This is a genomic window from Salinibacterium sp. G-O1 (assembly GCF_030063305.1).
Taxonomy (GTDB): domain Bacteria; phylum Actinomycetota; class Actinomycetes; order Actinomycetales; family Microbacteriaceae; genus Rhodoglobus.
Genome location: NZ_JASISV010000003.1, coordinates 288,422 through 301,033 on the forward strand (window position 1 = coordinate 288,422; position 12,612 = coordinate 301,033).

Genomic DNA, 12,612 nt, shown 5'->3' on the forward strand with positions numbered 1-12,612 from the left:
CCCCGAGCGCGCCGGTTCGGCGTCGCCGCGGCCGTGCGCACGCACGCCGTGGCGCCCAACCGGCGCGCTCGACCCGGAACGCCTAACTTCTGTAGCGCGCCAGGGCGTCCGCATCGCGCGCGAGCGTGACGGCGCGGCGAACCGCGTCGAGCGCCTCGACGGGATCTGTCTCCGCCTGGGCGAGCGCGTACTGCCGCTCGGCCTCGGCGAGTTTCGTGCGCGCACTCACCCCGCCACCCCGCGAGCCGATCAGTTCCCGCGTGACGGCGATCTGGCTGGCGGCCGACACGAGCGTTCCCGCATACGCGGCGCGAGCGTGCGTGAGGCGATCTGCCTGGTTGCGTGCGCTTGCCAGCGCGAGGTCGAGGTGGGCCACGGCCGCCCCCAATCTGTCCAGCTCTGAGACCGGATCCCGCGGGCCGCCCTGCGCCTCGATGACACCGTCGACCTCCGCCATCGCGTTGATGATCGCGCGACCCGTTTCGGCGTCGGGCGCGGTGTCTCGTTGCCGCCGCGCTTCGTCCAGGTCGGAGCGCGTGGAGGCACGCAGCGCCTCCAACGCCTGGTCTGCGGCCGCGAGGTCGCGCTCGGCGAGGTCGATCGCGTCGAGCAGCTCTTCGGCGCGGTGGGCTGCCTGCGAGGCATCCTGAAGCGTGGCCGAGACCGCACTGACCCCGGTCTCCGTCACGGCTGGTGCCGCGGAATCCGCCAGCGACGTCGCCTCCGCCAGCACCGTTTCGGCCCGCGAGACATTGGTGGAGACCCCAGCCACGACCGCGGGGGAGTAGCGGGATGCCAGCCGCTCAACGGTCGCACGTGCCGGTGGGAGCCGCTCACGTGTGGCCGCGATGCGCGACCGCAGCTCGGTCAGGGCGTCGGCCGCGCCCACCTCGCGCTGGCGCAGAACAGTGAACGCGGCATCCTGATCGGAAAGAATCTTTTCCGCCTGGTCGCACAGGGCGATGATCTGCAGGGTCCACTCCCGCTGCTGGCGCTCGCTGTCTGGCGTGCTGTCGTCGAGTGCCTGGCGCAGACGGAATGCCTCGGCGAGTTTGGCCCTGGCTGCGGCGATCGACCGTCCGAACTCTCGCGACTGCTCGGCGCCGAACTGCGCGATCGCGAATCCGAGCTCGTGATCGGCGGTGCGCACCGCGTCATCCAGTCGCACCAGCGCGCTGCCGGCCCGCGTGCTCAGCTCCGCGATGGAGGCCGACCCGAAGCCGAACGCGGGCGAGCCAGTGGATGTCGACGCGGCAATGCTGCGATCACCGCGCCGGCGAAAAAGGGCGGTGAAACCGACGGCGACACCGCCGCCAACCAACAACAGTGCTGTCACTACGGCTACCACGATGCCCGTGACCACATCCATGATTCGTATTGTACGGCGCCACGGTTATGCGAAACCCGGGTGTGCCAGCGGGCTTTTCGCGCAGAGGCGACTTAAGGTTGCGATGTGTGGCGCGCCAACAAACCTTCCGAAGATTTCACTGTTGACCCTGATGAGCAGCAGGCGGGCTCCAACGACCCCGCCGCGAATCACGTTGTCGTTCCGCCGCAGGTGACTGCGCCGCACGTCGTCAGTCTGGGTGATCCGAACCTCGTCGCCGGCAATGTGGCCGAGCCGGTGTGGACCGAGTGGCGTGCCGAACTTGCCGACGTGGGTGGCCGCAACCCCCTGCTGCAGTTCGACGACTCGCCGCGCACGCACATCGAACTTTCGGCGACGCATCCGGGTGGGCTCGCGCAGTTCATCACCGGCAAGACGACGCTGCTGTCGAATCTGATTCGGGATGACCTCGCCCTTCGGGCGGCGAAGCTCGCCGCTGGCGCTATCGCGGCCAAGGGTCTGGAGCTGCAGACCGCGCGTGGCATCGATTCGGTTCACCTCGGCATCGGCATCGCGGAGTGGCGTCACGGCGTCAGCGACTTCCGTGCTCCTGTGCTGCTGCGGCCACTCGCCATCCGACGCCACGGTCGCGACTTCGAGGTCAAGCTGCGAGGCTCCGCTTACCTCAACCCCGCCCTCGCGAAGGCGCTGGATGACCAGTTCGACCTGCGGCTTGACGCGCACGCCTTTGTTGCGCTGACGGACGACGACGGCACCTTCAAGCCAAATCCGGTCATCGATCGCCTTCGAGGGCTGACCTCGCACCTCGAGCGTTTCACCGTCAGCCCCCGGCTCATCGTCTCGTCGTTCGCCGACGTCGCAAGCGGCCTCAGCTCTGACGCGGTGCTCCTCGACCACCCGGTGCTCGACGCGCTCGCCGGCAACACCTCCGCCCGCTGGACCATCGAAGAGGGCTACGCCCCCGTGCAGTCGATCGCCGCAGACGAGCGCGCTCCGCAGACCGACAGCCTGCTGCTGGATGCCGACTCCGAGCAGGAGAACGTGATCGCCCAGATCGCCGCGGGCAACTCGATCGTCGTGAAGACCCTGCCCGGCACCGGCGGCACGCAGACGATCGTGAACGTGATCGGCACCCTGGTGGCGCAGAACAAGCGTGTTCTCGTCTCCAGTGCGCGCCGCGCATCCCTTCTGTCGATTTCCGACCGCCTCAGCGACATCGGGCTTCCCGGCATCGCCGTGTCACCGCGCACGCTGCGTCGCGACATCATCCGCTCGATCTCGCGCAGCGAGAAGGCCACGCATCCGGCCGTCGGTGAGGTCGATGAGGCGTTGGTCAGGCTGCGCAAGGTGCTGCTCGACTACCGTCTCGGGTTGTCGAAGAGCGATCCGGGGCTCGGAATTTCGGTGCTCGATTGCGTTACCGAGTTGAGCAGACTCGCGTTGCTGCCCAACCCGCCGGCCACCACCGCGCGACTGTCACGCCGCTCTGTCGAGCTGCTGGCGGGCGATCGTTCCCGAGCGGCAGAGATCATGGTCGCCGCCGCCAGGCTCGGCGAGTTCCGCTACGGTCCCGGCGATTCGCCGTGGTACGGAGCCCAGTTCTCCAGCGGCGAAGAGGCCCTCCGTGCGCACGAGATCGCCAAGCGGCTCCACCTGAGCGTGCCGGAGCTCGTGGAGGCCGGGATGCACCTCATCTCGAAAACCCACATGCGCCCGTTCCAGAACATCAGCGAGCTCGGCATCTACCTGCGACTGCTCACCGACCTGCGCGACACCCTCGACAAGTTCCTGCCCCGGGTTTTCGACCGATCGATCACCGAGCTGATTGCGGCCACCGCCCCCAGGAAAGATTTCCCTGACATGGCTCGCGGCAACCGTCGCAGGCTCAAGAAGCTCGCCATGGAGTACGTTCGCCCCGGCGTTCGAGTTCCTGACCTCAACCAGGCTCTGGTGCGCATCCAGCAACAGCGTGTGCTCTGGCACCGGTTCGTGGCAGAGGGCGCGACGCCGGAGGTTCCGGTCGGTATCGGTCACGTGCAGGCCGCGTTCAACGATGTCGCGCACGACCTGTCCGAGCTCGATCAGCCACTGGGGCTCTCCAGTCGCGAAGCCCAGCTTGGTGCGCTGCAGATTCCTTTCCTGCTCGAGAAGCTGTCGAGCCTGGCCGCCGAGTCTGATGTGCTGCACAACCTGCAGGAGCGCACCACCCTGATGGCGTCGCTGCGGGAGCTCGAACTCGACCCGTTGATCGAGGATCTTGCCCGCCGCCACGTGCCCGAGAACGACGTGGCCGCCGAACTCGAACTCTCGTGGTGGAAGTCGGCGCTTGAGTCGATGCTCGAGAGTGAGAAAGCGCTGCTGGGTGCAAACACCCCGGTGCTCGACCGTCTCGAGGCCGACTTCCGGCTCGTCGATGAGGCTCACGCGCAGAGCAACGCGCAGCAGTTGAGCTGGCAGCTGGCCGAGAACTGGAAGATCGGTCTCGTCGACTGGCCGGACGAGGCCACGCTGCTCAAGCGCATGCTCGCGCGCGAGACGGTTTCGGCCTTCGACCTGCAGACGACGGCGCCCCACCTATCGCGCACGGTAGCGCCCGTGTGGCTCGCCTCGCCGTACGAGACACCGTCGATCGTCGACACCATGCCGTTCGACGTGGTCATCGTGGTGGATGCCGGAGCCACGACGATCGCAGAGAACGCCGGTGCCATCCGCCGTGCCAAGCAGGTCATTGCGTTCGGTGACCCCGTCACGCAGACCCCGGCCGCGTTCGAGATCGGCATCTTCGATCGGGCAGCGGATGACGCTGACGCGGCCACAGACACCGACGAGTCTCGCGATGAGTTGCACTCCAACTCCGCCCTCGCCCGCCTCGGCGGGCTGTTGCCGACCCTGTCGCTCACCCGCAGCTACCGCCCGGGCGGCGAGGATCTCGCCGAGCTGGTCAACCGCCGTTTCTACGGTGGAAAGATCGTCTCCCTCCCGTGGGCCGGCAGCTTCCTCGGTCACGGCAGCCTGGCGCTCGACTACGTGGTTAATGGTCATGGCATGCCCGACCCTGACTCCGGCGCTGTGGAGAGCCCCGACGCCGAGGTCGAGCGGGTCGTCGACCTGGTGCTCGACCACGCGATGAAGCGCCCGCACGAATCACTGATGGTGATCACGGCGAGCCAGAAGCATGCCGACCGGGTGATGCAGGCGGTGCTGGATGCCGCGGGAACCCGTTCAAGCCTGGTCGACTTCGTCATCAACGACCGCCCGGAGCCGTTCGCCGTGTCGACGATCGACCATGCCGTCGCGCAGAGCCGCGACCGGGTGATCTTCTCCATCGGCTACGGCCGCACCCCGCACGGTCGGGTTCTCTCAGACTTCGGCGCGCTGGGCGAGCCTGGCGGCGAGCGTCTGCTGGCCGTCGCCATGACTCGGGCACGCCGCTCGATGGTCATCGTCAGCTCGTTCAAGCCGGATGACCTCGACGACGGCCGCATGCGTCACGGCGCGGTTGCCCTGGCAGAAATCCTCGGCGAGGTCGGCGCACGTCAGGCGGCAGTGCCCGTTCCTGACGACAGCGAGCCGATGCTTGTCGATCTGGCCCAGCGACTCAGAGTTAGAGGGCTCAACGTCGCACTCGGGCATCGGGGAAAACTGGGGCTGGTGGCATCCCGGGGTGGGATGTGTGTCGCGATCGAAACCGACACCGTGCTGCACAAGTCGAGCCTGCGCGAATCGCTGCGCCTGCGCCCTGAGTTGCTTCGGCGACTCGGATGGCACTACCTGCGCGTGCACGCTTTCGAGCTGTTCAGCGACCCGGAGGCTGTGGCCGCCAAGGTCGCGGTGCTGCTCGGTGCTGACCCGTCGCCGGTGACCGAGCCGATCACGGTGATCGGTCCCGCCCCCAAGAACTCCTGATGACGGGCGACGTCACGCCCGACGAGGGTGACGAAGCTACGCCAGCCCCGCGCATCCGTCGTCGCCGTGCCAGCACGAAACCGCCGCCAGGATCAGACCCGACACCGCTGCCGGAGCCTCCGCGCCACGCGTCGACGGAGAACGACGAGCAGTTGCGCCGCGACAAGCCACCCCACTGGGGCTGAGCCTGCCGAGACCTCCACTTTTGCGGTCTGGGATCAGGATGACGCAACAAAAGTGGAGGTCTCGACGCCGTCTGGCGGCGCGAACTCAGCTCTCGGTGTGCTTGCCCGAATCGACGACGGGCCTGGCGAGAAGGTCGCGGATCTCGGTAAGAAGAGCGACCTCGGCCTCAACAGGGGTCTCGACAACTTCTCCACCGACGGCTTTACGGGCTTCAGCGCGCTTCTTGAGCACGTTGACGGGCACGATGAGCCCGAAGTAGACGACGAAGGCGACCAGCAGGAAGTTGATGACCGCCGCGAGCACGGCGCCGAAGTAGATGACCGCCGGTTCGCCGCCGGACAGAGTCGGGATGGTGAGCGGGAAGGCCTTGGCCAGATCCGACGCGTTGAACAGTGCGCCGATCGCAGGATTGATGACACCGTCGACGATTGCACTGACGATTGCGGTGAAAGCAGTTCCGATAACGACGGCGACGGCGAGGTCAATGACGTTGCCGCGAAGGATGAACTCCTTGAAACCCTTCAGCATGGTGCTTCCTAACTTGTTGTGCTCCCCGAGGAGCTGCCTGTGGATGCGGCCGGCTTGGTCGCATCCTTCTTGGGCGCCGACTTCTCGGTGGACGAGCTCGACGATTCGGTCTTGGGGGCAGCGGAGGTTGCGCCGCCGGTTGATCCCGACCGCGAATCGGTGCGGTAGAAGCCCGACCCATTGAACGAGACGCCCACCGGCGAGAACACCTTCCGGAGTTTGCCTCCGCAGGTCGGGCAGACCGTCAGGGTGTCGTCGGTGAAGGCCTGCACGATGTCGAACGCGCGCTCGCACTCGGTGCAGCGGTAAGAGTATGTGGGCACACGAAATCCTTAGAAAATCAGAGGTCTACGATGCCTGAGGGGGTCACCACGCCGTTGATGCGCTGGTCGTGCCGTTCGCTGGGGACGGCATCCACAAGCTCATCGTCGAAAATCACAGCATAGACCGGTGGGCACTGCTGCATCGATCCGAGGGTCTTGTCGAAGTAGCCGCGACCCCAGCCCATGCGCATTCCTGTGCGGTCGACGGATGCCGCGGGCACGATGATCAGATCCATCTCGTCGAGCGCATTGGGGCTGAGCGGTTCGCTGGTCGGCGCCGGCATGCCGAGGTCGTCCTCGAACTCGTCCGAGCCATCGAACTCGGCCCAGTCGAGCAGCCCGTCGGAGCGGGAGATGGGCAGAAGAACCCTGATCGACTGGGAGTGAGCCCACGCCAGGAACTCGCGGGTGCTCGGCTCATCCGGTGTCGACAGGTATGCGGAGAGTGAGCGCGCCTCCAGCCTGGTTGCGAGGGCGATGAGGTTCTGCGTAATCGCGGCATTCGCATCGGTGCGGCCGGTCGTCGTCAGGATGCGACGACGCTCGCGAAGTTCCGCGCGCATCGCGCGCTTTTCGAGACTGAGGTCATCGGACACCCACTCATACTATGAGCAGACTGCCGGTAACCTGTGCTCATGGCATTTCGCATAACAAAAGCAGTGGTCCCCGCAGCGGGCCTTGGAACAAGGTTTCTACCCGCAACGAAGGCGATGCCGAAAGAGATGTTGCCGGTGGTCGACAAGCCGGCAATCCAGTACGTAGTAGAGGAAGCCGTCGCGGCCGGCCTCACCGACGTACTCATGATCACCGGCCGCAACAAGAACGCGCTCGAGAACCATTTCGACCGGATGACCGAGCTCGAGGCCACGCTCGAAATGAAGGGCGACACCCAGCGCCTCAAGCAGGTCGAGTTCTCCAACGACCTCGCCGACATGCACTACGTGCGCCAGGGCGACCCTCGCGGGCTCGGCCATGCCGTCCTGCGGTCGAAGATGCACGTCGGCCGCGAGCCGTTCGCCGTTCTGCTCGGCGACGACCTCATCGACAGCCGCGACGTGCTGCTCTCGCGGATGATCGAGGAGCAGAACAGCCGCAACGCGAGCGTGATCGCGCTGATGGAGGTCGATCCTTCGTCGACCCATCTGTATGGCATCGCCACCGTCGAAAACACGGGAACGCCCGACGTCGTCAAGATCACCGGGCTGGTTGAGAAGCCGGCACCGGGCACGTCCCCCTCCAACTACGCCATCATCGGCCGCTATGTGCTTCAGCCGGACGTGTTCGATGTGCTCGAGCACACCGCGCCCGGTAAGGGCAACGAGATCCAGCTGACCGACGCCCTGCAGACGATGGCGACCGATAACATCGCTGGCGGCGTGTACGGGGTCGTCTTCCGCGGACGACGCTACGACACGGGTGACCGGGTCGACTACATCAAGGCGATCGTGCAGCTCGCCGTTGAGCGTGACGACCTGGGACCGGAGCTCCGGCCGTGGCTCAAGCAGTTCTCGGCCGATCTCGACTGACGTGGCCTCAAATATCCCCACGCTGACCGAGGGCCGGACGACGATTCGCCCGATCCGGCTGCGCGACGCCAGGGCTCTCGAGCGTGAGCTCTCAGAGAACCGCGCCTGGCTGCGCAAGTGGGAGGCCACCAACCCGCACGGCCCGATGTCGTTCGACGTTCGGTCGAGCATCCGGAGCCTGCAGCAGAATGCGCGCGCCGGTTTCGGGCTGCCGTTCGTCATCGAGTACAACGGTGAGCTTGCCGGGCAGCTGAACGTGTCATCCATCGCCTACGGATCGCTGTCGTCGGCCACCATCGGTTACTGGGTCTCTGAGCGGTTCGCCGGAAAAGGCCTGACCCCGACCGCGGTGGCGCTGGCGACCGACCACTGCTTCTTCGGCGTGGGGCTTCACCGCATGGAGATCTGCATCCGGCCCGAGAACGAGCCGAGCCTGCGCGTCGTCGAGAAGCTCGGCTTCCGATACGAGGGGCTTCGGCGGCGCTACATCCACATCAACGGTGACTGGCGCGACCATTTCTGCTTCGCGCTGACCGTGGATGAGCTGCCCACCGGCGTGCTTCGCCGCTGGCTCGACGGCAAGGCCGTGCCGGCCGACGCCGAGGTTCCTGCGGCCGACCGCGCCAGGGCAGCGCGACCGCTGCTTCCCTGACGTTCCGCCCCGCCGCACTCGCCGCCGCGCGATGTTCGTAACTCTCGCCGAGCCGGCCGCACCACCGCGGGCCCAAAATGCCGGGGTAGTGCGCTGCGCCATCCCGCGATTTGCAGGAGTTATGAACGAAGGTGCGTGTTGCATCCGCGTGGTGCCGCGTCAAGAGGCCTCCCGGCTCGTACCGTATGGCTATGGAACTTACGGGTGCAGGCGGCGGGCTCATGCTCGCGATCGCCGCTGCCCTCTGGCTGGCTTACCTCGTGCCCAACTGGTTCAAGCGCCGCGAATACCTGGCCACCGAGCGCAACGCCGTGCGCCTGCAGCAGACCATCCGTGTGCTGGCTGAGAGTGCCGAGATTCCGGATGCCGTCAGGGCCAACCTTGCGGCGAAGCAGCTTGCCCAGGCTCAGCGTGCCGAGCTGAGGCAGGGCCCGGTTGCGGTCGGACCGGTGCGCCCTGCACAACCGGCAGAGGATCCTCGTGCGCTCGCCGCGCGCCGCCTGCGCCGCAGTCGTGCCGTCTTCGCGGCGGTGCTGCTGGTGGCGATCGTGGCGACGGTGGTGCAGCTCGCGCTGATCGTCACGGCCGGCGCTGTTGTCGCGTCCTGGGTCGTTCTTGCCGTGAGCACGGCTGCTGGCCTCGGCTCGCTGTCGCTCCTGGGTCGCCTCGCAGCGGCCGCCCACGACCGGGAGATCGTCAGCACTCCGCGGGCCCGCCGCACGTCGATGAGCCGTGCACCTGCTCGCACCGAGGTGGTTGCCGAGCGTGAGGCGAGCTGGACACCGGTTCCCGTTCCCAAGCCGCTGTACCTCTCGCGTTCGCTCGCGCCGACGGCGGCCGTCGCCGACCCGTCTGCCGCCCTCAAGCTCGCGTCGGCGCAGGCTGAGCATGCGGTGCGCTCGGCCCAGCAGGAGGTCACGACCGTCCAGGTCGAACCGCCCGCCCCGGTCGCCGCACCCAGCCGCTTCGCCCGCATGGGCATCGTGGATGACGCCACCACCGCCGCGCCGGATATCGACGCCGTGCTCGCTCGCCGTCGCGCCGTCGGCTGAGGTTCGGGCTGATTCGTCGGTCCGTCGGCAGGTGATAACCTTGCTAACGCACTGCTCCGCAAGGCGCAGGGGCCCTTGGCGCAGTTGGTAGCGCGCCTCGTTCGCATCGAGGAGGTCAGGAGTTCAAATCTCCTAGGGTCCACCGCATAAAAGAACGCCGCCAGGCTCTGGCGGCGTTCTTTGCTTAACCCCTGCGAGGTCGTAGTGGGCCCCTCAGCTCCCAGCATCCAGCTGCACGAGTTTGGTCGCCGTCAGCTCGTCGACGACGAGGTGCGTGATGACTCCGGCGCGAAGGGCAGCCAGCAGCGGCACGACCTTGCTGTCGCCGGCGACGGCGCATACCCGCCGCGGCACTCGCCTGAGCTCGGCGGGGGTCGGCCCGGTTGCACGTTCGTTCAGCGAGAGGTCTTCGTACGTTCCGTCGGCACGCAGAAACACCGTGCACACGTCGCCCACGACGCCCTCGGCTTCGAGGGTCCGGATGTCGTCGCTCTCCAGGTACCCCGCGGAGTAAACGTGGCTGGGCACCTCGCCGGCCACCGCCCCGATCGAGAACAGCGCAATGTCGGCGCGGCGCTGCACGTCGAGCACGCGCGCGATGGAGCGCTCGCGCCACATGGCTTTGCGGGTTTTGGCGTAGTCGAAGAACGCGGGAACGGGGAACAGATGCACGCTCGCGTCGAACGCTTCCCCGAATCGTGAGATGAGACTTCCGACGTATTCCACTCCGGATGTTCGGTTGTTGGCCGCGCCGTTGAGCTGCACGATCGCGCTCCCCAGTGTCGGTTTCCGCCCCAAATGCTGGGCAATGGCACTCAGAGTGGTGCCCCACGCGACGCCGAGGATCATGTCGGAGTCCATCCACCCGGTGAGCATTCGCGCGGTGGTCATGGCGACCTGTTCGAGCCGATCCTCCACGGTCGCGGTATCGAGCACCGGCACGACATAGACCTCCACGGCGAACTGGGTTGAGATGTACTGGCCGACTCCTGGGGCGCGGCTGGGCGTGGGGCGGAGGGTGATCTCGACGAGTCCGCTCGCCCTCGCCTGCTTCAGCAGTCGCGAGACGCTCGAGCGTGACATGTGCAGCCGGCTGGCGATCGTCTCCATCTTCAGGTCCTGCAGGTAATACATGGATGACGCGGCCAGCAGAGTCTCTTCGCGGTCCATCGGGCCCTTTCTGCACATACGTGCAAGTTAGCTGCTCAATTTGCCAAGCAGTGGGTACAGCGTAGTACGGTGGGCAACGGCGCCGAAGACGGCGCACCTTGATTTGACGTTCAGGATCTTCCCCATGACTGACAGCCGCCTCACTTCAGAGTCGCGTGACCGGGCTCTCGCCCGTCTCGTGGCGAGCTCAACGCCCGGCGAAGAGCTCGACATCCTCGTCATCGGTGGGGGAGTGACCGGCGCCGGTATTGCACTGGATGCCGTGAGCCGTGGTCTGTCGACCGCGGTCGTCGAGGCGCAGGACTGGGCGTCCGGCACCTCCAGCCGCTCGAGCAAGCTCATGCACGGTGGCCTGCGCTACCTGCAGATGCTCGACTTCAAGCTCGTGCTCGAGGCGCTCAAGGAGCGCGACCTGCTGCTGACCGAGATCGCGCCCCACCTCGTGCGCCCGGTGCCGTTCCTGTACCCGCTGCGTCGCAGGGTGTTTGAGCGCATCTTCGTTGGTGCCGGCATCCTGCTCTACGACCTGCTCGCCACGATCAGGACGGGCAAGCGGGCGCTTCCGTTCCACCGCCACCTGTCACGCGCTGCCCTCACCGAGACGTTCCCGGACTTCGCCCAGACCGCTGCGGTCGGCGCCGTTGAGTACTGGGACGCGAACGTCGACGACGCCCGCTTCGTGCTGACCGTGATGCGCACGGCGGTTGAGCGCGGCGCCCACGCTGCCTCGCGCACCCAGGTGGTTGAGCTCACGCGTAACGCGGCAGGGGCCGTCGACGGAGCCATTCTGATGGACCTCGAGACTGGCGTCACCTTCCCCGTCAAGGCGAAGTCGGTCATCAGCTCGACCGGTGTCTGGACCGAAGAGTCGCAGTCACTCGCCGATAAGGACGGCGGGCTGCGGGTGCTGGCGTCCAAGGGCATCCACATCGTCGTTCCCCGCGACCGCATCGACGGCAACGCCGGGCTCATCCTGCAGACCTCCAAGAGTGTGTTGTTCGTCATCCCGTGGTCGCGGTATTGGGCCATCGGCACGACCGACACCCCGTGGACCGAAGACCTGATGAACCCGGTGGCCACCGCCGCCGACATCGACTACGTCATCGCCGAGGCCAACAAGGTGCTGGCCCGTCCGATCAGCCACGACGACATCGTCGGCACGTGGGCCGGGCTTCGACCGCTGCTGCAGCCGGGCACCAAATCGGGCACCCAGTCGGCGAAGGTCTCGCGCGAGCACACCGTCGCCTCGACAGTTGCCGGGTTTGTCTCGATCGCCGGCGGCAAGTTCACGACCTACCGGGTGATGGCCAAGGATGCCGTCGACTTTGCGATCGGATCAGATGCGAAGCGCCTGAAGTCGGTCACCCGCCACATCCCGCTGGTGGGCGCCGAGGGTTTCCTTGCTGCCAAGAGCGAGCTGAAGTCGATCATTACCGGCCTCGGCTGGAGCGCCGCCATGACCGATCACCTCTTCCACCGCTACGGTGCGAACATCCGCGACATCGCCGAGATCGCCCTGCGCGACCCCGACCTCGCCACGCCCCTCGAGCACGCACCCGCCTATCTGCGCGCCGAGCTCGTCTACGCGATGACCCACGAGGGTGCCCTGCACCTGGACGACCTCATGATGCGCCGCACGCGCATGGTCTACGAATACCTCAACGAGGGCATGGATGCCCTGCCCGAGGTTGCCGAGCTGGCCAGGGTCACGCTGGGCTGGAGTGACGAGCAGGCCGCGCGCGAGACCGAGCTTTACCGCCTCAGGGCAGCCGCCGATGCGGACGCCGCCACCCAGCCGGACGACGCAAGCGCCTCCCGCGCCAGGGCGGCCGCCGTCGAGATCGTGCCGATGGTCGACCTGGGCGCCACCGCGCACCACTAACGCGCGACACCACATACACGCTCAACGGAGAGATAAGAA

General features: G+C 66.8%; 11 protein-coding genes and 1 tRNA gene. 7 read left to right on the plus strand and 5 right to left on the minus strand.

Annotated elements, in window-relative coordinates; translation table 11 throughout:
• Nucleotides 1-82 precede the first annotated feature (82 nt).
• Nucleotides 83-1,369 (minus strand): coiled-coil domain-containing protein, encoded by a 1,287-nt coding sequence (locus QMG83_RS13040; protein ID WP_283505837.1) that lies wholly within the window; start codon nt 1,367-1,369, stop codon nt 83-85.
• 84 nt (nt 1,370-1,453) lie between these two features.
• Here QMG83_RS13040 and QMG83_RS13045 point away from each other — a divergent pair, with 84 nt between their 5' ends.
• Complete coding sequence (locus tag QMG83_RS13045) at nt 1,454-5,254, plus strand: AAA family ATPase (protein WP_283505838.1); 3,801 nt, start codon at nt 1,454-1,456, stop codon at nt 5,252-5,254.
• Nucleotides 5,254-5,439: a hypothetical protein gene (locus tag QMG83_RS13050; protein ID WP_283505839.1), complete on the plus strand. Its 186-nt coding sequence runs from the start codon at nt 5,254-5,256 to the stop codon at nt 5,437-5,439. The genes QMG83_RS13045 and QMG83_RS13050 overlap by 1 nt, the downstream gene beginning before the upstream one ends.
• Nucleotides 5,440-5,524: 85 nt before the next feature.
• Here QMG83_RS13050 and mscL read toward each other — a convergent pair whose 3' ends face one another.
• From mscL to QMG83_RS13065, 3 genes are read right to left on the minus strand one after another with little or no spacing between them, the layout of a single operon-like run.
• A complete protein-coding gene (gene mscL, locus QMG83_RS13055) occupies nt 5,525-5,968 on the minus strand; it encodes a large conductance mechanosensitive channel protein MscL (protein WP_283505840.1) in 444 nt (147 codons plus the stop codon).
• Nucleotides 5,969-5,976: 8 nt separating this feature from the next.
• Entirely contained in the window at nt 5,977-6,291 is a 315-nt protein-coding gene (locus QMG83_RS13060) for an FmdB family zinc ribbon protein (RefSeq protein ID WP_283505841.1), read from the minus strand.
• A gap of 17 nt (nt 6,292-6,308) precedes the next feature.
• Nucleotides 6,309-6,887, minus strand: coding sequence for a 5-formyltetrahydrofolate cyclo-ligase (locus QMG83_RS13065; protein ID WP_283505842.1), 579 nt, complete (start codon nt 6,885-6,887; stop codon nt 6,309-6,311).
• Between the two features lie 39 nt (nt 6,888-6,926).
• On the opposite strand from QMG83_RS13065, the gene galU reads away from it, so the two are divergent.
• The 4 genes from galU (at nt 6,927) to QMG83_RS13085 (ending at nt 9,663) form a co-directional block, all read left to right on the plus strand.
• The gene (gene galU, locus QMG83_RS13070; protein ID WP_283505843.1) at nt 6,927-7,817 is read left to right on the plus strand and encodes a UTP--glucose-1-phosphate uridylyltransferase GalU; all 891 of its coding nucleotides are present in this window, start codon (nt 6,927-6,929) and stop codon (nt 7,815-7,817) included.
• A gap of 1 nt (nt 7,818) precedes the next feature.
• The gene (locus QMG83_RS13075; protein WP_283505844.1) at nt 7,819-8,469 is read left to right on the plus strand and encodes a GNAT family N-acetyltransferase; all 651 of its coding nucleotides are present in this window, start codon (nt 7,819-7,821) and stop codon (nt 8,467-8,469) included.
• Between the two features lie 191 nt (nt 8,470-8,660).
• Nucleotides 8,661-9,521, plus strand: a complete 861-nt coding sequence (locus QMG83_RS13080) for a hypothetical protein (protein WP_283505845.1) — start codon at nt 8,661-8,663, stop codon at nt 9,519-9,521.
• Between the two features lie 69 nt (nt 9,522-9,590).
• Nucleotides 9,591-9,663, plus strand: a tRNA-Ala gene (locus QMG83_RS13085).
• 71 nt (nt 9,664-9,734) lie between these two features.
• Here the strand turns inward: QMG83_RS13085 and QMG83_RS13090 are convergent.
• The gene (locus tag QMG83_RS13090) at nt 9,735-10,691 is read right to left on the minus strand and encodes a sugar-binding transcriptional regulator (protein WP_283505846.1); all 957 of its coding nucleotides are present in this window, start codon (nt 10,689-10,691) and stop codon (nt 9,735-9,737) included.
• 124 nt (nt 10,692-10,815) lie between these two features.
• Between QMG83_RS13090 and QMG83_RS13095 the strand changes: the two genes are divergently transcribed.
• Nucleotides 10,816-12,573, plus strand: coding sequence for a glycerol-3-phosphate dehydrogenase/oxidase (locus tag QMG83_RS13095; protein WP_283505847.1), 1,758 nt, complete (start codon nt 10,816-10,818; stop codon nt 12,571-12,573).
• The last annotated feature ends 39 nt before the right edge of the window (nt 12,574-12,612 follow it).